At 73.5% G+C, this 19,742-nt stretch carries 18 protein-coding genes and 1 pseudogene; 6 read left to right on the plus strand and 13 right to left on the minus strand.

All coding sequences use genetic code 11. The features are described from left to right. Positions 1 to 65: 65 nt before the first annotated feature. A complete protein-coding gene (locus tag ACIPYQ_RS18030) occupies positions 66 to 890 on the plus strand; it encodes a maleylpyruvate isomerase family mycothiol-dependent enzyme (RefSeq protein ID WP_361752684.1) in 825 nt (274 codons plus the stop codon). Here the strand turns inward: ACIPYQ_RS18030 and ACIPYQ_RS18035 are convergent. The 3 genes and pseudogenes from ACIPYQ_RS18035 to ACIPYQ_RS18045 all read right to left on the minus strand — a co-directional run bounded on the left by ACIPYQ_RS18035 (position 880) and on the right by ACIPYQ_RS18045 (position 4,078). Continuing rightward, complete coding sequence (locus tag ACIPYQ_RS18035; protein ID WP_401252066.1) at positions 880 to 1,899, minus strand: helix-turn-helix domain-containing protein; 1,020 nt, start codon at positions 1,897 to 1,899, stop codon at positions 880 to 882. The genes ACIPYQ_RS18030 and ACIPYQ_RS18035 overlap by 11 nt on opposite strands. Before the next feature lie 137 nt (positions 1,900 to 2,036). Then, a pseudogene (locus ACIPYQ_RS18040) lies at positions 2,037 to 3,389 on the minus strand (nitrate/nitrite transporter); the annotation flags it as partial. After that, positions 3,386 to 4,078 carry a GntR family transcriptional regulator gene (locus ACIPYQ_RS18045; RefSeq protein WP_401252069.1) on the minus strand — a complete coding sequence of 231 codons (693 nt, stop codon included), beginning with the start codon at positions 4,076 to 4,078 and terminating at the stop codon, positions 3,386 to 3,388. The pseudogene ACIPYQ_RS18040 and the gene ACIPYQ_RS18045, both read right to left, overlap by 4 nt. A 160-nt stretch (positions 4,079 to 4,238) precedes the next feature. Here ACIPYQ_RS18045 and ACIPYQ_RS18050 point away from each other — a divergent pair, with 160 nt between their 5' ends. Next, the gene (locus ACIPYQ_RS18050; protein WP_401252071.1) at positions 4,239 to 5,429 is read left to right on the plus strand and encodes a DUF418 domain-containing protein; all 1,191 of its coding nucleotides are present in this window, start codon (positions 4,239 to 4,241) and stop codon (positions 5,427 to 5,429) included. Here ACIPYQ_RS18050 and ACIPYQ_RS18055 read toward each other — a convergent pair. Both ACIPYQ_RS18055 and ACIPYQ_RS18060 read right to left on the minus strand, forming a co-directional pair. Then, positions 5,401 to 5,736, minus strand: coding sequence for a protease inhibitor I42 family protein (locus ACIPYQ_RS18055; RefSeq protein ID WP_401252074.1), 336 nt, complete (start codon positions 5,734 to 5,736; stop codon positions 5,401 to 5,403). The two genes, ACIPYQ_RS18050 and ACIPYQ_RS18055, sit on opposite strands and share 29 nt — an antisense overlap. Before the next feature lie 29 nt (positions 5,737 to 5,765). Next, complete coding sequence (locus tag ACIPYQ_RS18060) at positions 5,766 to 7,661, minus strand: C1 family peptidase (protein WP_401252077.1); 1,896 nt, start codon at positions 7,659 to 7,661, stop codon at positions 5,766 to 5,768. Between the two features lie 221 nt (positions 7,662 to 7,882). Between ACIPYQ_RS18060 and ACIPYQ_RS18065 the strand changes: the two genes are divergently transcribed. Together ACIPYQ_RS18065 and ACIPYQ_RS18070 are read left to right on the plus strand one after the other, a co-directional pair. After that, positions 7,883 to 10,012 (plus strand): protein kinase, encoded by a 2,130-nt coding sequence (locus ACIPYQ_RS18065; protein ID WP_401252080.1) that lies wholly within the window; start codon positions 7,883 to 7,885, stop codon positions 10,010 to 10,012. A gap of 102 nt (positions 10,013 to 10,114) precedes the next feature. After that, positions 10,115 to 10,366 carry a hypothetical protein gene (locus ACIPYQ_RS18070; RefSeq protein ID WP_401252083.1) on the plus strand — a complete coding sequence of 84 codons (252 nt, stop codon included), beginning with the start codon at positions 10,115 to 10,117 and terminating at the stop codon, positions 10,364 to 10,366. Positions 10,367 to 10,405: 39 nt separating this feature from the next. On the opposite strand, the gene ACIPYQ_RS18075 is transcribed toward ACIPYQ_RS18070, so the two are convergent. Then, complete coding sequence (locus tag ACIPYQ_RS18075) at positions 10,406 to 10,711, minus strand: glutaredoxin domain-containing protein (protein WP_401252086.1); 306 nt, start codon at positions 10,709 to 10,711, stop codon at positions 10,406 to 10,408. A 102-nt stretch (positions 10,712 to 10,813) separates the two neighbouring features. Between ACIPYQ_RS18075 and ACIPYQ_RS18080 the strand changes: the two genes are divergently transcribed. Together ACIPYQ_RS18080 and ACIPYQ_RS18085 are read left to right on the plus strand one after the other, a co-directional pair. Continuing rightward, positions 10,814 to 12,019 (plus strand): DUF1266 domain-containing protein, encoded by a 1,206-nt coding sequence (locus ACIPYQ_RS18080; protein ID WP_401252088.1) that lies wholly within the window; start codon positions 10,814 to 10,816, stop codon positions 12,017 to 12,019. 74 nt (positions 12,020 to 12,093) lie between these two features. Beyond that, positions 12,094 to 12,513, plus strand: coding sequence for a PPOX class F420-dependent oxidoreductase (locus ACIPYQ_RS18085; RefSeq protein ID WP_361752706.1), 420 nt, complete (start codon positions 12,094 to 12,096; stop codon positions 12,511 to 12,513). 18 nt (positions 12,514 to 12,531) lie between these two features. On the opposite strand, the gene ACIPYQ_RS18090 is transcribed toward ACIPYQ_RS18085, so the two are convergent. The 7 genes from ACIPYQ_RS18090 to pdhA form a co-directional block, all read right to left on the minus strand. Continuing rightward, a complete protein-coding gene (locus ACIPYQ_RS18090; RefSeq protein WP_401252090.1) occupies positions 12,532 to 13,296 on the minus strand; it encodes a hypothetical protein in 765 nt (254 codons plus the stop codon). Between the two features lie 96 nt (positions 13,297 to 13,392). After that, on the minus strand, positions 13,393 to 14,178 hold the full coding sequence (locus ACIPYQ_RS18095; RefSeq protein WP_401252092.1) for a hypothetical protein: 786 nt from the start codon (positions 14,176 to 14,178) through the stop codon (positions 13,393 to 13,395). An 84-nt stretch (positions 14,179 to 14,262) separates the two neighbouring features. Further along, complete coding sequence (locus ACIPYQ_RS18100; RefSeq protein ID WP_401252095.1) at positions 14,263 to 15,201, minus strand: GNAT family N-acetyltransferase; 939 nt, start codon at positions 15,199 to 15,201, stop codon at positions 14,263 to 14,265. A gap of 55 nt (positions 15,202 to 15,256) precedes the next feature. Then, a complete protein-coding gene (locus tag ACIPYQ_RS18105) occupies positions 15,257 to 15,898 on the minus strand; it encodes a hypothetical protein (RefSeq protein ID WP_401252098.1) in 642 nt (213 codons plus the stop codon). Positions 15,899 to 16,014: 116 nt separating this feature from the next. Beyond that, on the minus strand, positions 16,015 to 17,421 hold the full coding sequence (locus ACIPYQ_RS18110; protein ID WP_401252101.1) for a dihydrolipoamide acetyltransferase family protein: 1,407 nt from the start codon (positions 17,419 to 17,421) through the stop codon (positions 16,015 to 16,017). Positions 17,422 to 17,433: 12 nt separating this feature from the next. Beyond that, entirely contained in the window at positions 17,434 to 18,414 is a 981-nt protein-coding gene (locus ACIPYQ_RS18115; RefSeq protein ID WP_361752718.1) for an alpha-ketoacid dehydrogenase subunit beta, read from the minus strand. Continuing rightward, the gene (gene pdhA / locus ACIPYQ_RS18120) at positions 18,414 to 19,625 is read right to left on the minus strand and encodes a pyruvate dehydrogenase (acetyl-transferring) E1 component subunit alpha (protein ID WP_361752720.1); all 1,212 of its coding nucleotides are present in this window, start codon (positions 19,623 to 19,625) and stop codon (positions 18,414 to 18,416) included. The genes ACIPYQ_RS18115 and pdhA overlap by 1 nt, the downstream gene beginning before the upstream one ends. Positions 19,626 to 19,742 lie beyond the last annotated feature (117 nt).

Consider the following 19,742-nt stretch of genomic DNA (forward strand, 5'->3'; position numbering starts at 1 on the left):
AGTTTTGGAAACTGAGTCCACTGCTTCCGAAAACGCGCCACTGAACAGCACCGCGAGGGGTCCCGTTGACCGTCCATCCCAGCCTTCAGCCCTATGCCGACGCGTGGACGCACTCCATCGAGGCGATATCCGAGCTGGTCCTCCCCCTGACGGAGGGCGAGTGGAACCGGGCGACGCCGTGTCCCGGCTGGTCGGTCCGTGACGTCGTGTCACACATCATCGGCATCGAATGCGAGCAGCTCGGGGACCCGCGGCCGATCCACACCGTGGCGCGGGACCTGCGGCACGTGGTGGACGAGTTCAGCCGGTACATGGAGGTTCAGGTCGATGTGCGGCGTCACCACACCGCGCCGGAGATGACCTCGGAGCTGGAGTACACCGTCATCCGGCGCTCGCGGCAGCTGCGCAACGAGAAGCGGGATCCGGACACGATGGTGCGGGGTCCGCTGGGTGACCAGGTGACGCTGGAGCACGCGCTGCGGCTGCGCGCGTTCGACGTGTGGATCCACGAGCAGGACCTGCGGGCGGCGCTGGGCGTGCCGGGGAACTGGGACTCGCCGGGTGCGTACGTGGCGCGGGACCTCCTGCTGGCCGGGCTGCCGAAGGTGGTGGCGAAGCGGGCGGGGGCGCCGGCGAACTCGGCGGTGGTCATCGACGTGCACGGTGCGCTGGAGTTCATGCGGACGGTACGGGTGGACGCCGACGGCCGCGGCACGGTGGACAAGTCTCCGTCGCTGGGCCCGGCCGTGACGCTGACGCTGGACTGGGAGACGTACGTCCGCCTGGCGGCGGGGCGGGTGCGGGCGCACGTCGTCGCGGACCGGGTGAAGGTGGAGGGCGACGCGGAGCTGGCGGAGGCCATCCTCACGCAGTTCTCCGTCACCCCGTAGGAACGCCGCCGTACGGGCCGCCGTACGGGCCGGCGTACGGGCCTGCGTGCGCGGCGGCGCGGCGGAATTCGGTGGGGCTGATTCCGTACGCCTCGCGGAAGGCACGGCTGAAGGCCGCGGCGTTGCCGAAGCACCAGCGGGCGGCGATGTCGCGGACGGGGCGGCCCGCCAGCTCCGGGCGGGCCAGGTCGTCGCGGCAGCGTTCCAGGCGCAGGCGCCGGACGGTGGCCGAGACGCTCTCCGATCCGTCGCGGAACAGCAGGTACAGGCGGCGTACGGAGATCCCGTGCGCGGCGGCGATCAGGCCCGGGGTGAGTTCGGGGTCCCCCAGGTGGTGCTCGATGAAGACGTCGATCCGCTCGCGCAGGGCGCGGGCGCGGGCCTCGGCGGGGAGTTCCCCGTAGGCGTCGACGCGCTGGGCGAGGACGGCGGCGGACAGTTCGACGGCCATCGTGCCGAGCCGCTGGAGCTCCTGCGGCGAGCATGCGGAGCCGTGCGTGCCGAGTGAGCTGAGGAACTGCGCCAGGATCGCGGCCATCCCGCTCTCCGCGCCGATGCGGCGGCCGAGCAGCGGGTCGATCCGGCCGGCGCGCAGGGGCAGCGCGGTCCTCGGGAGCTGGACGACCAGCGCCCCGAGCGTGCCCTCCCCGGGGCGGCAGTCGGCCTCGAAGGGGTGCGAGGTGTCCCAGAGGATCATGTCGCCGGGGGCGAGCTCCGCCTCGCCGCCGCACTGGGACATCCACATCCGACCGCGGGTCAGCAGCGACAGCTGGTACTGCTCGGGGTCCCCGCGCCGGATGAGCGCGGGCGTGCGCCGCGACCGTACGTGCGAGTACTCGAAGGACGACACCTGTACGGCGCCGAGGTCCAGGACCGCCGCGTCCGCCTGGAAATCGGCGGACCGTTCACTGGCGAGGGCGAGCGGCATCAGCGAGTTGGAGACGACGTCGTTGAACCAGTCGAACCGCTCCGTCTCCGGCACGGCGGCGGCGGACAGCTTGGTCCACATTCCTGCGGTTCCCCCCTCCTGATGCGCCGCTCCCTCCCGGGACGGCGGCCCTACGGTCCCTCGCGCCCTGCGGCGTCCGGCAGGGGACACGCGCGGGAGACCGGGTCCGGTTCCGCGCCGCCGTGTACGGCCCCACCTGCGGGTACGGGCGCGGGCGCGGGGATCGTGATGCGGTGGTGAGCCACCTCCCGGGCCGCCTCCCGGGCCACGTCCCGGGCCGCCTCCCGCTCCAGTGCGGGGCGGCGCAGCCGGAGGATCTGGGAGACGCCGAGCGCTTCGAGGACGAACACCGTCGAGAAGGCGATGCGGTAGTCGTCGCCGGTGGCGTCGAGCAGGACGCCCACGGTCAGCAGCGTGGTCATCGACGCGAGGAAGCCGCCCATGTTGGTGATTCCGGAGGCGGTGCCCTGACGCTCCGCCGGGTTGGCCGGGCGGGCGAAGTCGAAGCCGATCATCGAGGCCGGACCGCAGCCGCCGAGGACCAGGCACAGGGCGATCAGCAGCCCCATCGGCGCCCTGTCCCCCGGGTGGGCGAGGACGGCCGCCCAGAGGAGGGCGGTGAGGCCGACCGTGCCCAGGGCGAGGGGGATCCGCGCGGACTGGCGGCGGCCGACGATCTGGCCGTAGACCAGCCCGAGCGCCATGTTGGAGGCGACCACCAGCGTGAGCAGTGCGCCCGCGGTGGTCCGTGACAGCCCCTGCGCCTCCACCAGGAACGGCATCCCCCACAGCAGCAGGAACACCATCGCCGGGAACTGCGTCGTGAAGTGCACCCACAGGCCGAGGCGGGTGCCGGGTTCGGCCCAGGACTCGCGGATCTGACGGCGTACGAAGCCGCCGGAAGCCCCCGTGCCCCGGACGTCGGCCGGCGCCGGCCCGTGCCCCTCCGGGTGGTCCCGCAGGAACAGCACCAGCGGCACCAGCACCACCAGCCCGGCCACGGCGCTCCCCGCGAAGGCCGCGGTCCAGCCGACCCCGTGCAGGACGGGGGCGAGGACGAGCGTGGAGACGAGGTTGCCCGCCATGCCGACCAGCCCGGCGAGCTGGGCCATCAGCGGCCCGCGCCGGGCCGGGAACCACCGGGTGCCGAGTCGCAGCACCGAGATGAAGGTCATCGCGTCGCCGCAGCCGAGCAGCGCGCGTGCGGCGAGCGCCATCCCGTAGGAGGGGGAGAGGGCGAAGCCGAGCTGGCCGGCGGTGAAGAGCACCGCGCCCAGCGTCAGCACCTTCTTGGTGCCGAGCCGGTCGACCATCAGGCCGACGGGTATCTGCATGCCGGCGTAGACGAGCAGCTGGAGGAGGGAGAAGGTGGCGAGCGCCGAGGCGTTGACGTGGAAGCGGTCGGCGGCGTCGAGACCGGCCACGCCCAGGCTGGTACGGAAGATCACCGCCACGAAGTAGACGGAGACGCCGATGGACCAGACGGCGACGGCCCGTCCGCCGCCGGGCGGGTCCTCGACCGGCTGCGGCGCGCTCCCCCGGACGGTCACCGGCCCGGCCCCCGGACCAGTTCCCCGACCCGCCCGATGTGGCCGCGGACCACCGCGGCGGCCGTCTCCGCGTCCCCGGCCCGCAGCGCGTCCAGGATCTCGGCGTGCTCGGCCAGGGTGCGCTCCAGCCGGTCGGGGTGGGCGTGCAGCAGGGCCACGCCCATCCGCAGCTGCCGGTCGCGGAGCTGGTCGTAGAGGCGGCACAGGATCTGGTTGCCGGCGCTGCGCACGATCTCCGCGTGGAAGCCCCGGTCGGCGGCCATCATCGCGGCGAGGTCCCCCTCGGCGGCGTGCCGGCGCTGTTCCTCCAGCAGGGCGGCGAGCCGGTCCAGCAGGCCGGGTGGCGCCGGTACGGCTCTGCGTACGGTGAACTCCTCCACCAGCAGCCGGGTTTCGAGCACGTCCGTGATCTCCTGCGCGGAGACCGGCAGCACCAGCGCGCCCTTCTTCGGGTACAGCTTCAGCAGCCCCTCGGTCTCCAGGCGCAGCAGCGCCTCGCGGACCGGGGTGCGGGACACTCCGACGGCTTCGGCGAGTTCGCCCTCGGTGAGGAGGGTGCCGCCTTCGTAGCGGCGGTCGAGCACACCGTGCTTGACGTGCCGGTAGACGCGTTCGGCGGCGGTCGCGGTGCCGGCGGCCGTGGCGGCCGCGACGGCGGGGGTCGGCACGGCGGGGGTCGGGGCGGGCATGCGCACAGCATAGATACAACAGAGGTGCAAGCAGGGCCCGGTCCAGGATGCGGACCGCCGCCTCTCCTCCCCGTTCGCGCTCCCCCTGCATCGAAGGATGTACGGCGCCTTCGTCCGGCCGCAGGACGTACGCGGCCCCGCCCGCCGGGAGCCTGGAGTCATGGCCGACACCCTCGCCCCCGTGGTCCGCACGACCACCCGGCTCCCCCTGCTGGACGTCCTGCGCGGCGCCGCCATCCTGGGCACCCTCATGACCAACGTCTGGATCTTCGCCTCCCCCGGTTCGGAGTGGAGCGTGCTCCAGGGCGGTCTGGGAACGCCCGACCCGGTCGCGGACCCCTCGGCGGCGAACATCGCCGAGGCCGTCTTCCGGTTCCTCGCCGACGGCAAGTTCCTGGCGCTGCTGACGATCCTGTTCGGGGTGGGCCTGGCCATCCAGTACGACTCCGCCGCGCGCCGCGGCGAGCCCTGGCCCGGCCGCTACCCGCGGCGGGCCGCGTTCCTCTTCCTGGAGGGCACGGTCCACTTCGTCCTCGTCTTCGCCTGGGACGTGCTGATGGGCTACGCCGTCACCGCGCTGCTGGCGGCCCGGCTGCTGGCCCGCTCCGAGAAGGTCCGGCGGGTGGTCATGTGGACGGCGGGCGGGGTGCACCTGGCCCTGGTCGCCCTGGCGACCCTCGACTCGCTGAGCCGGGCGGACGGCCCCGCGGACGGACCGGATCCGGCCGCCGTCGAGCTGTACGCGCACGGCGGCTACGGCGCGCAGATCGCCTTCCGCCTGGAGAACTTCGCCGCCCTGCGCATCGAGCCCGTCTTCTCCTTCGGGCTGCTGGTCTTCCTCTTCCTCCTCGGCGTGCGGCTCCACCGCGCCGGCGCCTTCACCGCCACCGACGGGGGCCGCCGCATCCGGGCCCGGCTGGCCGCCTGGGGACTGGGCCTCGGACTGCCGCTGAACGCCGCGACCGCCCTCGGCGGCGACGACTTCTTCGCCCTGGGCCGCTACGGCGCCGCGCCGCTGCTCGCCCTCGGCTACATCGGCCTGATCGGCATCGCCCTCGACCGCCTGTGGGTCCCCGCCGCCGTGACCACCGCCCTCGGCTCCGTCGGCCGCACCGCCCTGTCCTGCTACGTCGGCCAGAACCTGCTGTGCATGCTGCTCTGCTACGGCATCGGGCTGGGCCTCGCCGACCGGCTGGGCGGCAGCGGTCCCTGGTGGGTGATGGGCCTGTGGGCCGGGGTGAGCCTGACCCTGATGGCCGGGTCGCGGCTGTGGCTGCGCCGCTTCGAGCGCGGACCGCTGGAGGCCGTGCAGCACGCGGTGCTCAGGCCGCGCCGCCCGTCCGCGGCGTGACCCGCGGGGTGACCTCCACGTCCAGCACGAACTCGTCGTACGGAGCCTCCTGCGGGTAGGGCGGCCGGACCTGCGCGAAGCGGATCCGGGCCCGGCCACCGCCCGGGGGAAGGCCCCGTACGACGTACGTCCGCTCGACCGGGGCCCCGGGGAGGCTGTCGCCGGAGGCCGTCGGCCCCTCCGTCACCGCGACCACGTCGGCGTCCCCCGTGACCTGCCAGGTCCACACGTACCCGCGCGCGCCGCGCCCGGTGAGCCGCAGCTCGTACGGTTCACCGGGGCTCAGCACGACGCTCCGTACCTCCACGCCCGCCGGCTCCTCTCAGCTGCCGGATCTCAGCCGACGGGGCCGATGACCGCCCCCTCGTGCCAGCCCGCCCTGTCCCGCCAGTAGTGCTGCAGACGGTGGTCGGTGCGCAGGACGACGACTTCCAGGTTGAACCCGAAACTGCCCTGGAGCATCCCGGTGACCGCGGCGACGTCGTGGCCGAAGACCGCGCTGCGGCTCCAGGCCGAGCCGCCCGCGTTGCCGCGCCACCAGTGCTCGACGCGTCCGCCGGCGACGGCGACGCACAGCTCGTAGTTCCCGGCGGTGTCCTCGTCGGCGGCCCCGTACTGCCCCTCGATCAGGCAGGGCGCGGAGACGGCCGGCGTACCGCTGCCGAAGACCTCCCCGGCGCGCCAGACGAAGCCGTTCGGGTCGTCGCGCCACCACAGCTGCATCCGGCCGTCCGTGCGGGCGGCGACGAGGTCGAGGTGGCGGCTGCGGGTCTGGACGAGGGCGGGGCCGTAGTGGGCGATGCCGGAGGCGAAGCGGCCGCCGTCGTTCCAGGTCCAGGGGGCGCCGTTGATGCGCCACCAGTGGTTGAGGCGGCCGTCGGCGGTCCGCACGACGACCTCGAAGTTGCCGGGCTTGCCGTAGTCGCTCTGGATGAAGGCCGGGGTCGAGCCGACCGCCGCGTCGCCCGGGCCGAAGGCGCCGCCGTCGCGCCAGACGCGCACGGACTGCTCGAAGTACCAGTGGCGCAGCCGGCCGCCGGTGGTCACGTGCAGGGACTCCATGTTGCGGTTGTAGGTGGTCCCGGTGAAGGCGGGCTGGCCGGAGGCGTCGTTCGCGAAGGCGTCCGCGCGGGCCCAGGCGAAGGGGGCGTCGCCCTCGCGCCACCAGTGCTGGAGGCGGCCGCCGGTGGTGGTGGCGAGGAGCTCGAAGTTGCGGTGGGCGCGGCCGTTGCCGCTCTCGTAGACGTTGCCGGTGTGCAGGCGGCGCTTGGCCCACGGGTCGATGTTGGTGCCGCGCAGGCCGCACTTGGCCCAGTAGTCGATGGCGACCTCGCCGTAGGCGATCCGGCCGTAGCCGCCGACGTGGTAGCCGGTCCCCCAGGAGTTCTTGAACAGCCAGCAGCCGGCCGCGTCGTCGTAGCCGACGATCAGCACGCAGTGGCCGCCCGCGAGCCGGTCGCTGGTGCGGTGGTAGACGCCGGAGCCGAGGCCGAAGAAGTCGTCGTACACGTCGAAGCAGGCGGTCAGCGGGCCGACCGTGTCCAGCCAGACCTTCTGCTGCTCCACGTCGCCGAGCCGCACGTAGTCGGTGATCCGGACGGTGCGCCCGGACCGGTCCCAGCTGGGCGTGTACTCGGCGCGCCAGGCGTCGCGGCGGGCGGCGGGCAGACCGGCGGGCGGGGTGCTGTACGGCCAGCAGTCCGGGTCGGCGAGCCCGCCGTTGCCCTTGATCCAGTCGAGGGCGGTCTCCGGATTGGACCCCTGCCCGCAGGTGAAGCGCAGGCCGTCGTGCACGTCCCCCTCGGAGCGCTCCGCCCATACGCAGTGCTCGATGCGGGCCATGGACTCCACCAGGCCGGCGGCGCCGAAGGCCCAGCAGGAACCGCACGGGTTCTGGTCCTTCACCTTGGTGATCCACGGCAGGCCCCAGCGGCTGCGCCAGTCCACGGCGGCGGGCCGGGCCGCACCGGTCCTCGCCGGTCCCGGCAGGAACCCGTGGGCGGCCCGGCGCCGGGTCAGGTGGGGATTCCCGCTCTCGTGCCCGATGATCCCCCGCAGATCGACGAGGCCCACGTCCTCGGCGCGCGTCAGGTTCGCCCCCGGCTCCAGACCGAGCGAGGGCCGCGGCACCCGCTCCTCGTCGGCCAGGTGTTCCAGGACGGACCAGCGCGCCCCCCGCGCCGCGAGCCGCGCGCGCAGCTCCCCCACCGTCTGGACAGACTCCTCCGGCATACCGGCCCCCCAGTGTGCAACCGCTCGGATGCGAGACCCGCGAGCGTCCCTCCCTCACCGGGGGGCGTCAAGGGGGTCCGCACGGTCGCGCGGTGGCACGGGGGGCGTGCCGCCCGTGCCACCCAACGCGCCCCGGAACAAAGGGAATACACGGTCCGTCAGGCAATGGCCTTCGATAGAGTGCGCCAGCCGTTCCGGTGGGACAGGGGGAACCTCAGACAGTGGACCTCAGCGAAGAGGCAGTGACCCACATCGGGCACTACGAGGTGGAACGGATCCTCGGCGCGGGCGGGATGGGAGTCGTCTACCTGGCCGTCTCGCCGTCCGGGCGACAGGCCGCGGTGAAGGTGATCCGGGAACGGTTCGCGTCGGATCCGCTGTTCCGGGTCCGCTTCGCGCGGGAGGTCGAAGCCGCCAGAGCGGTGAGCGGGGCTTTCACCGCCCCCGTCATCGATGCCGACACCACGGGCGACCTGCCGTGGATGGCGACCCTGTACGTGCCCGGCCCGACCCTCGCCGAGCAGGTCGCCGCACACGGGCCGATGGCCGCCGACGAGGCGTGGCAGCTGGCCTCCGGCCTGGTCGAGGCGCTGCGCGACATCCACCGCGCGGGGCTCGTCCACCGGGACCTCAAGCCCGGCAACATCCTGCTGGCCGATGACGGTCCCCGGGTCATCGACTTCGGCATCTCGCGTGCCATCGACTCCGACGCCCTCACACAGACGGGTGTGATCGTCGGGACCCCGCCCTTCATGGCGCCCGAGCAGTTCCGCACCCCGAAGGAGACCGGCCCGGCCGCAGACGTCTTCGCGCTCGGTTCGGTACTCGTGCACGCGGCGACGGGCCGCAGTCCCTTCGAGGCCGAATCTCCCTACGCGATCGCCTGGAACGTCGTACACGAGCCGCCCGCTCTGGACGGCCTGCCGCAGTCCCTCTTACCCATCGTCGGACCGTGCCTGGCCAAGGAGCCGGCCGACCGCCCCACGGCCGACGACCTGCTCGCGCTGCTCGGTTCGCGCGCCCACCGCAGGAGGTCGGGCCGGGCCGCGCAGCCCGTACGTACGGCAGGCACGCACCGGCGCGTCAAGGCGGGCGTGGCGGCGGGCATCGCCCTCACGATCGCGGCCGGCTCGGCCACTGCCTGGGCCCTGTACCCGGACCCGCCCAAGGCCCCGCCCGCGGCGGCGGCCTCCGGACCGTCGGCCCCCGCGGCGCCCGCGCGCGAGGACTCGGCGGCGATCGCACCGGCGGGCTGGGCCCGGTGGGAGACCCCGATCCCGCCGGGGATCTCGCCCCCGGCCTCCCGTTCGGTGCTGCACCGCTGTCTGTGGACCGGCAAGGACGTCCTCTGCGAAGGGGAGAACGGCATCGCGCAGTTCGACGGCGCCACCGGCAAGGTCCTCCCCACGGCGGCCGACGGCGCCGCGGGCACCGTCACGCTCGTGGCCGCCGTACCGGCGACCGGCCTGGCCTACCTCATGCTGGGCGGCACCCCCGAGCTGGGCGAGGAGTCGCGGGCGGAGACGCTGGCCGCCCTGGACACCAGGACCGGGACGTTCCGCTGGCAGCGGACCGTCGCGGCCACCGCCGCCACGGATGCGGCCCTGGTGGGGGACGTCCTGGTCACGGGGGATCCCAACGAAAACGTCCTCCGCGCCTGGAGCGCGGCCTCCGGAGAGCCGCTGTGGACCCGCAAGTTCGCCGAGCACCGATACGTACGGCTCCTCCACCATCCGGCCGGGCTGCTGGTCGAGGGGATGCCTAAGGGCGGCCAAGGCGGTCCGGAAGCCGTACTGCTGCGGCTCTCGCCCTCCGACGGGAAGACGCAGTGGCAGCGCGGGACCCACGGCTTGTTCTCCGGCATCGGCGGCGACCAGGACACCCTGATCGCCGTCGACGACCTGACGGGCCGGCCGAAGGACAGCAGCACAGCGCGATTGGTCCAGGTCTCCGCGGCGGACGGGAAGGACCTTCCGGGCCGGGCCGCGGTGCAGGTGTCGTCGCAGGCCGTCGCCTCCGACTCGGTCGTCATCGACCTCCGCGCGGACGGACGCCTGCGCGCCGTCGATCTCGTCGGCGGAAAGGAGCTGTGGGTGGAGGACACCGGCGCCGATCCCCTGCAGGGGCCGGTGCTCCAGGACGGACGGGTGTACGTCCAGACCACCAACGGCGAGATCGTCACCAGGGACGCCGGCACGGGACGCGGACTGTGGCGCAGCGCCCCGCGCAGGGACCCCGAGCAGCCGGTGTCACGCGGCGGGATCGGCGCGTTCACGCTCATCGTCCAGGACGGCACCACCTACGGCGCCTCCTCCCGGTCGACGGTCTTCGCCCTCTCCCCTCCCCGGTAGGACGTACGCCCCTGACCAGCGGATACCTCGTCGCGTGCGGGCGGCACGGATGATGCCCGATCGTGATCCACCAGCGATTCGAGCACGCATACGATGCGGTTCATGATCCCCCTGTCCGTGGACCCCACCTCGCAGAGCTATGCCGCCGGGCAGGTCTTTGGAACCTTCGCCGTGGCCATCCTCGCCATCGCCTTCCTCTGGCGCCTCAGCAAGCCCTGGCGCAACCTCGCGGACAAGAGCGGCATCGCGCCCGCCGAGCGCAAGCGCCTGCAGGGGAAGCGGAACCAGATCGTCGTCCTGGCCACGGTCCTGATCACCGTCTTCGCGGCGATGAAGGCGGCCTCGGGCCGGTAGCCCCCGCCTGCCGGCCACCGCTGCCGGGGCCGGCGCGGGTCAGCCGTGCAGGGCCCCGCGGATCCGGCGCAGGGACGGGTTCACCATGGCCGGGTGGTCGCCGACGACCACCGTCGGGACGGTCTCGTTCCCGTCGGCCACGCTGCGGACGAAGGCCGCCGCCTCGGGGTCCCGCCAGATGTTGACCTTCCGGTACGGGATCCGGGCCAGGCGCAGCTGCGTGCGGAGCTTGATGCAGAACGGGCACCCCGGCCGCCAGTACACCGTGACCGTGACGCCGTTCGTCGTGGCGTCGTTCATCGCGCCGTCGTTCATCGCGCCGCCGACTGGGCGGACTTCACGCACGGGAACCGGGTCATGCCCCGAAGCCTATGCCGAAAGCCGCCGGTCAGGGAGAGCGCCGGACGGGCCGGACGCCCCGCGGAAGGGCCCGTATAGGGTCCCCGTATGGGGACCTGGATCGCACCGAGCGTCATCGAGAGAGAGCTGTACGAGGCCAAGGCCGGCGGCGACTGGGCCGCGTACTTCGACGTGCTCGCCCGCGCGCAGCTCTATCTCGCGCAGCCCCGCGTCCAGGCGGACGCGCACCCCGAGTCGGTGTTCTTCCACGCCACCCCGGATCGCATGCTCGTCGTCCACACCGCCGGCATGCTGCCCGCGCCCACCCCCGAGTGGGTCTACGAGTCCCATGGCCTGGGCTGGTACGCCAAGGTCTGGACCCCCACCGACCCCGCCTTCCTCGCCGTGAACCCGGGCTCCCCCTCCGAGGCCTACCTCACCACCACCCCCGCCGATCTGGCCCGCTGGCGCGCGCACGCGGACGCGGCGCCCGCGTACGGCCTGCCCGAGGGGAAGGTCCACGGACTCTTCACCGGCGGGCCGCTGCACGGGCCCGTCGCCCACGGCCTCGCCGTCGGCGGCCATCTCGCCGTGACGAACGGCGAGTTCTGGAACGCCATCGCCCACCACGGCAGCGGCTACACGGCCGAGCGCCGCCGCCTCGCGAAGTGGTGGGGCATCACCGACCGCGCCGAATGGCTCGCCACGCTGGAGACGCTCCTCGGCGCCTCCATGGTCAGCCCCGTCTGGGAGTACGCGCTGCGCGTCCGCCGCGTCCTCGCCTCCGACTTCGCCGGGCCGGTCGACATCGAGCACTGGCGGCACGCCGCCGAGGCCAGCCTGCGCCGCAGCGCCGAGCGGTCCGCCGAGCCGCAGCTCACCCCCGACGGGGTCACCGTCGCCCAGCCGCGCCCCACCGCCGAGGTGGAGGGCGAGATCGCCGGCGTCAAACGCCTCATCGGCCGGATCGCCCGCTACGAGCAGCGCTTCCGCGCCGACGGACTGCTCCCCGAGGGCGGGTGGGTCCGCTCGGTGGAGGCCTGGGACCTCGGCCGGGCCTCGCAGATGGCCCGCTGGGGCATCGGCGGCCGCTACGGGACCCTGCACGAGGCCGAGAAGGCCGTACTGCGCGCCGGGGACGCCGCCCGCGAGACGTACCGCTCGTGGGAGGAGTTCTCCGCCGGGTACGTCCTCGGCCGGTGCCTGCACTTCGACGAGGAGGAGTTCGGCACCTGGTACACGAGCGCCCTCGCCGCCCACGTCGCACTGACCACCGACCCGGCCAGTCCGTGGCTCAACATCCCCTGGAACTGACCGACTTCGGTTAGTACCGCGGCCGGACCGGAAACCGGCGGCGGCCCGCCCGCGCCCCGACTAGCCTCGCCGCCATGACTGTTGAGCTGAATGAGACCGTACGCGGGCTGCTCGACTCCCCGCACCCCGCCGTCCTCTCGACCATCAACCCCGACGGCAGTCCGCAGAGTTCGGTGATCTGGGTGACCCGCGACGGGGGCGACCTGCTGATCTCCACGGAGCAGGGCCGCCGCAAGGAGCGCAACATCGTCCGGGACGGGCGGGTCGGCGTCACCGTCTTCGACCTGGCCAACCCCTTCCTCTACGCCGAGATCCGCGGCACGGCCACCGTCACCGAGGACGTCGGCCGCGCGGTGGCGGTCCGCATCGCCGAGGAGTACCTCGGCCCGGGCGCCGGCAAGGAGTACCGGGACGCCCCGGCGCAGGACGTCCGCGTGGTCGTCCGCATCACCCCGACCAAGGTCCTCGGCAACGCCGCGCGCGCCGCGGGCTAGGCCCGATCAGCGGCCCGGTCACGGCAGTTCGGGGCGGACCGCCGACCAGGCGTCGACCGCCTCCGCCAGGGGGCCCGGGTCCGGCAGGTGCGGGCGTACGGCGGCCAGCCAGGGGATCAGGCTCTTGATGCGGCGCAGGTGCCGGATGCGGTGGTGCGGGAGGTCGCGCCAGCCGCGGCCCTGCGCCGCGGCCTGCTCCGGGGTCAGGTCGATCAGCGCCAGCAGCTCCCGGCACAGGGCCGCCGGGTCCCCGCCGCGGACCGGGCCGAACTGCTGGATCAAGTAGCCCTGTACGCAGGCCAGTTCGGGCGCGGCGACCAGTGCGGGCGTGTCCTCGGCCCGCGCGCACCGGTGGGCGGCGGCCAGCGCGACCCGGCCCCAGCGCAGCCGGACCTCGTCGGGGAGGCGATCGTCGCGCATCCGCACTCCGGCGAGGACGCGCAGGGTCCGCGGGTGGGGTTCGTCCCGCAGCGGCGGCCCGGTGGCCAGCCAGGCCTCCAGGTCCTCCAGCGAGTGCCCGTCGGGCGGCACCGAGGTCAGCACCTGCCCGCGGGTGAGGAGGGCGACCATGGCTCCCGTGAAGTGGACCTTCGCGACGTGTCCGGCGTCGAAGGAGGAGACGGGCCGCCCGTGCCGTTCGATGTGGCGCAGGCCCATCCTCGACTCCCCGACGGCGTAGACCTGCCCGGCCCGGGCCACGCCGCCGACGCAGCGGACCACGCACACGCCGCCCGTGACGTCGGCCTCCTCGACGGAGTACACCTGCAATTCGGCGATGGACACCCGACCCCCTTCCCCGGGCGGGAGATTACCGCCCGGGGCCGTCCCCCTGCCCTTTCAGGGCCTGCGCGCAGGCCCTGAATCCGCGCCGGACCCCGGTCAGCCCGGTGCCCCCGGATCCTGCTCGATGCGGTCCAGCAGGGGCGCCGCCCACTCCGGGAGGGCGGAGGCCGCCGGGCGGGGCGGGCGGGGGTCGGAGGTGATGCCGATGCCTCCCGCCGGGTCGCCGTACACGAACCGCTGGGACCACCCCAGCCAGGAGCGGACGAACAGGTTCGCGCTCCACGCGAGGGCCAGCGCGCCGCGCAGTGCGGGGACCTCGTACCAGTAACTGGTGAGCACCACGGCGCGGGAGACCGCCTCGTCCGGGTCCCCCGGCCGGGAATCGGCGGTGAGCCCGGCGGCCAGCACCGACGCCGCGAACCGGTTGTCGGCGAGCAGCAGCCTGCCGCTGTCGCAGACGACCGCGTCCAGCAGGTCCGCCGGGAGGCCGGCGGCGGTCTGCTCCAGCCTCGCCAGCAGCTCGGGCAGGCCCGGATCGCCGGCCCCCTCCGGGCCGGGAACCACCCTCAGGTCGGCCGGCAGCCGCTCGTCCCCCGTGCAGGCGGCCAGCAGGTGCACGTACGCCAGCGCGCGCAGGGTCTGCCAGCGGCAGAGCGTGTCGAGCAGCGCGGTCCGGGAGCCGCGGAAGGCGAGCCGCACCGGCCAGCCGGCCGCCCGCACGTCGTCGCCGAGCGCCCGGAGCTCCGCCGGCACCGGGGCCGGGAAGATTTGGCTACGGCCGGGGTCGTAGGACGGCTCGGCGCGGTAGCCCGGCCAACGGGGCGCGGTGCTCCGGGGTGCGGGGCCGGGGCTCGGGCTGGGGCCGGGGCCGGGGCTACTCATTCACTTCGTCGTCCTTCGGGTCCGGGTCCGCCACGTCGCGTGGTCAGGAGCCCTGCGGGCGGGGCTCCGAGGAGAGAACGCCCCTCAGATCCCGGACGGTTCCTCCAGCACCAGCCGGATCTCGGTGACCTCGTAGCCGGCCCGGTCGAATGCGGCGGCCATCGGGACGTTGACGGTGTCCGTGGTCGCGGTGATGCGCTGCGCGCCCTCGGCCGCGTGGAAGCGGGTGATCTCGCCCAGGATCTCGTCGATCAGCCCCTGGCCGCGCTGCTCGGGTACGACGCCCAGGTAGCCGACGTTGCGGTGGTACGGGGTGGCCGACGGGATGGCCATGCCCGCGAGGGTGCCGTCCGGGAGGTGGGCGAGCCGCCACCAGGAGCGCTCGCCGGGGCAGTCGAGGTAGAACTCGACGTCCTCGCGGGCCAGTTGTTCCGCATCCATCGACCGGAGCTCGGCCTGCGTGTGCAGGTCGAGGCTGCCGGCGGACAGCCGGACGAAGGCGTCGAGGAACTCCTCGTCGGTGCCGTCGCGGAAGACGAGCCGCCCCGTCGCCTCCGGCGTCCCGGCGGCCGTGCTCCACTCGTAGCGCAGCCGCTCGATCTCGCTCGTCAGGCCCGACTTGTACGCGGCCTCCTGACGCCAGGCGACCGCGGCGGCCGTCTCCGGGTCCTCGCGCCAGCCGCGGGGCAGGGAGATGTTGTAGACGGGCAGCTTGCCGAAGGCGGCGTGCCCGGCCGCGAGCAGCGCGGCGGCCACGGCGGCCGGGTCGGCCACGCCGGCCCGTACATGCAGGCAGTCGAGCGCGACGGGCCGCTCACTGTCGGCGCGCCCCCACCACAGGGCGCGGGCCAGGATCTCGCCGTCCTCGTCCTCGGCGAACCAGATCCACTCGGGGCGGATCTGGTTCTCGGCGAGCTCCTCACGGATCTTCTCGGCGGTGAGGGCGGGAACGGGACCGTCGGCCGGGTAGGCGACGGCGCGGTCGAGGTCTGCGGGGTCTGCGGTGGCAGCACGGAAGATCATCCGGCGATGATCACACGGGTCCACCACCCCGGCCAGGGGTTTCCCCGCACCCTGGTCACTCCCCCTGGTCCACGATCTCTTCCAGGGCGTGCGCGTACGCCCGCAGGCGCCGCTTGAAGGGCTCCGGCGAGTCCGACGAGGGCATCAGGAGCCGCGGAAGGAACGCGACCCGCCACATCAGGAACGCCTCGTGGGGCGACCTGCCGCGGCCGGGCCCGCCCCACGTGCACACCGCGGCGATCACCTCCGCGATCTCCCGGGCCCGGCACTCCACGTCGTCGTCGCCGCGCAGGGACGCCACCCCCACCAGCGCCTGGAGGAGATGCGCCGTCTGGAGGTCGGCGCCCATCCGGGCCGTGCGGCGGACTGTTTCCGGCGCGCCGGGGTCCGCGCCGAGGTCCGGGGTGTACTCCTCGATGCATCCCGACCACATCAGCAGGGCGACCGGCGGGACCTCGTGCTCCCGCAGGTAGCCGAGCCCGTCCATGAGCTCCATCGACTCGGCATGGAAGGCACCCAGCCGCCGCACCACGTCCAGCACCCGGTCCAGCTCGCCGCGGTGACGCGCCACGAAGGCGCCCACCGACACCGATTCCAGCGACGCGCCGCACTCGACGAGGCCGCCGAGCGGGCCGAAGACCTCGCGTACGAGGGTCGTCTCCGATGCCGCCGGCACCCCGGCCATGGGGTCGTTCATCGCCACGCTCCTTCCAGGGGCCCGCGGACGTCCGTACGGCTGCGCCGGGGCCGCCACGGCCGATGGCCGGCCTCCGCGGGGGAGGCCGGCCATCGGGTGGGGCGTGGTGCGTGCCGCTACGACCAGGTGATCAGGCGGCGGGGGTGTTCCAGGACCGCCGCGATGTCGGCCAGGAAGCGGGAGCCGAGCTCGCCGTCGATGAGACGGTGGTCGAACGACAGCGCCAGCGTGGTGACCTGGCGCGGCTTCACCTTGCCCTTGTGGACCCACGGCTGGAGCTTGATCGCGCCGACCGCGAGGATCGCGGACTCGCCCGGGTTCAGGATGGGCGTACCGGTGTCGACGCCGAAGACGCCGACGTTGGTGATGGTGATGGTGCCGTTCTGCATGTCCGCCGGGGACGTCTTGCCGTCGCGGGCCGTGGCGACCAGCTCGGACAGGGACGTCGACAGCTCGCCGAGCGTCTTGGCGTGCGCGTCCTTGATGTTCGGGACGATCAGCCCACGGGGGGTGGCCGCCGCGATGCCCAGGTTCACGTAGTGCTTGAGCACGATCTCCTGGGCCGCCTCGTCCCAGGACGCGTTGACGTCCGGGTTGCGGCGGATGGCCACCAGGACGGCCTTCGCGATGAGGAGCAGCGGGTTGATGCGCAGCCCCGCGAGGTCCGGGTCGTCCTTGAGCTCCTGGACCAGCTTCATCGTGCGGGTCACGTCGAGCGTGATGAACTCGGTGACGTGCGGTGCGGTGAAGGCCGAGCCGACCATGGCCTGGGCGGTGACCTTGCGGACGCCCTTGACCGGGATGCGGGTCTCCCGCGCGGAGGCCGGTGCCTCGGCCGCCTGGACGGCCGGAGCCGTCACCGGAGCCGCCACCGGGACCTCGGCGAGCACCGTCTGCGGGGCGATCGCCGCGGCGGCCGCCGCGTGGACGTCCTCCCGGGTCACGACCCCGCCGTCACCGGTGGGGACCACCGAGGCCAGGTCGATGCCGAGGTCCTTGGCGAGCTTGCGCACCGGCGGCTTGGCCAGCGGCCGCTCGCCGGTCGGCTGCGCGGGGACCGCGGGGAGCGGCGCCGGGGCGGCCGGAGCCGCGGGGGCGGCCACCGGGGCCGCCGTGCCGTTCTGCGCGGCCACGGCGGGCGCCGGGGCGGCCTTGCGCGGGCGGCGCTTGGTGGAGGACTCGGAGACTCCGTAGCCGACCAGGACGGGCTGGCGGGCGGCCGGGGCCGGCTCGGCGGCAGCCGGGGCCGCTTCCACCGCGGCGGGGGCCGGGGCCTCCGCCTCGCCGGTCTGCACCGAGATGATCACCTGGCCGACGTCGACCGTGGTGCCCTCCTCGAAGAGGAGCGCGTGCACGACACCGTCGAACGGGATCGGCAGTTCCACGGCGGCCTTGGCCGTCTCGACCTCGCAGACGACCTGACCGTCGGTGACCGTGTCACCCGGCTGGACGTACCACTTGAGGATCTCGGCCTCGGTGAGGCCCTCGCCCACGTCGGGCATCTTGAATTCGCGGATCGTCATGAACGTGGCTCCTCAGTACGCCAGCGAGCGGTCGACGGCGTCGAGCACCCGGTCCAGGCCCGGCAGGTACTCGTCCTCCAGGCGGGCCGGCGGGTACGGGGCGTGGAATCCGCCCACGCGCAGCACCGGCGCCTCCAGGTGGTAGAAGCACCGCTCCGTGATGCGAGCGGCGATCTCCGAGCCGACGCCCAGGAAGACCGGGGCCTCGTGCACGACGACCAGCCGGCGGGTCTTCTCGACCGAGGTCTGCAGACCGTCGAAGTCGACCGGGGACATCGAGCGCAGGTCGACGACCTCCACCGACTTGCCCTCCTCGGCGGCCGCGGCCGCCGCCTCCAGGCAGACCTTCACCATCGGGCCGTAGGCGGCCAGGGTGAGGTCCGAGCCCTCGCGGGCCACGCGCGCCTTGTGCAGCGGGTAGGGGATGGCGTCGACGTCGACCTCGCCCTTGTCCCAGTAGCGGCGCTTCGGCTCGAAGAAGATCACCGGGTCGTCGCTGAGGATCGCCTGCTGGAGCATCCAGTAGGCGTCGCTCGCGTTCGACGGGGAGACCACCTTGAGGCCCGGGACGTGTGCGAAGAGCGTCTCGGGGGACTCGCTGTGGTGCTCGACCGCGCCGATGCCGCCCGCGTACGGGATGCGGATGACGACCGGCATCTTGATCTTGCCCAGGGCCCGCGCGTGCATCTTCGCGAGCTGCGTGACGATCTGGTCGTACGCCGGGAAGACGAAGCCGTCGAACTGGATCTCCACGACCGGCCGGTACCCGCGCAGGGCCAGGCCGATGGCGGTGCCGACGATGCCCGACTCGGCGAGCGGGGTGTCGATGACCCGCTCCTCGCCGAAGTCCTTCTGCAGGCCGTCGGTGATCCGGAAGACACCGCCCAGCTTGCCGACGTCCTCGCCCATGATCAGGACCTTCGGGTCCTGCTCCAGGGCCTTGCGCAGCGACTCGTTGAGCGCCTTCGCGATCGACATCTTCTCGACAGCCATCAGTGACCCTCCTCGGCCGACTCGAAGGACGCGAGGTAGGCGGCGAACTGCGCGCGCTCCTCGTCGACGAGCGCGTGCCCGTCCGCGTAGACGTTCTCGAAGATCGCCATGGTGTCCGGATCGGGCATGGAGCGCACGGCCTCGCGCACCCGCTTGCCCATGGCCTCGCTCTCGGCCTCCAGCTCGGTGAAGAACGCCTCGTCGGCGCCGCCCGTGGCCAGCAGGTGTGCCTTCAGTCGCAGGATCGGGTCCTTGGACTCCCAGGCCGCCGTCTCCTCGTCCCGCCGGTACTTCGTCGGGTCGTCGGAGGTGGTGTGCGCGCCCATGCGGTACGTGAACGCCTCGACCAGGGTCGGGCCCTCGCCGCGGCGGGCCCGGTCCAGGGCCCAGCGGGTCACGGCCAGGCAGGCCAGCACGTCGTTGCCGTCGACGCGGACGCCCGGGAAGCCGAAGCCCTGCGCGCGCTGGTAGAGCGGCACGCGCATCTGGCGCTCGGTCGGCTCGGAGATCGCCCACTGGTTGTTCTGGCAGAAGAACACCACGGGGGAGTTGTAGACGGCGGAGAAGTTGAAGGCCTCCATCACGTCGCCCTGGCTGGACGCGCCGTCGCCGAAGTAGGCGATGACGGCCGCGTCCGCGCCGTCCTTGGCCACGCCCATCGCGTAACCGGTCGCGTGGAGCGTCTGCGAGCCGATGACGATCGTGTAGAGGTGGAAGTTGTTGGTGTTCGGGTCCCAGCCGCCGTGATTCACACCGCGGAACATCCCGAGCAGGTTCGTCGGGTCGACGCCGCGGCACCAGGCGACGCCGTGCTCGCGGTAGGTCGGGAAGACGTAGTCCTCGTCGTTCAGGGCCCGGCCGGAGCCGATCTGCGCGGCCTCCTGGCCGAGGAGCGAGGCCCACAGGCCCAGCTCCCCCTGGCGCTGCAGGGCGGTCGCCTCGCCGTCGAAGCGGCGGGTCATGACCATGTCGCGGTACAGCCCGCGCAGGTCCTCGGTGGTGATGTCGGCGACGAAGGGGGCGAACTCCGCGTTCTCCGCGTTGTCGACCCGGTCCCCTTCGGGCGTCAGCAGCTGTACGAGCTGAGGTACGGCGTCCTGCGTCTGCGCGGTGGCAGCGGCGGCGGGCTTGGCGGCGCTCGCCGCGCCTGCCGCCCGCTTGGTGCCGCTGCTGCGTCGCGGCTTGCGCGCGGCAGTGCTCTCCACGGTCACGTGTGCTCCTCCGTCGGTCCGGCACCCGGGTTCTCCGGGGTCCAGTGCGGCTCACCTGCATCCGTAACGAGCGCACGGGGTGTGTGCGCGTCGCGTTCGGGATTCAGGCGTGACAGG

The sequence above is a fragment of the Streptomyces sp. NPDC090045 genome (genome assembly GCF_044747975.1).
In the GTDB taxonomy this organism is placed as follows: Bacteria; Actinomycetota; Actinomycetes; order Streptomycetales; family Streptomycetaceae; genus Streptomyces.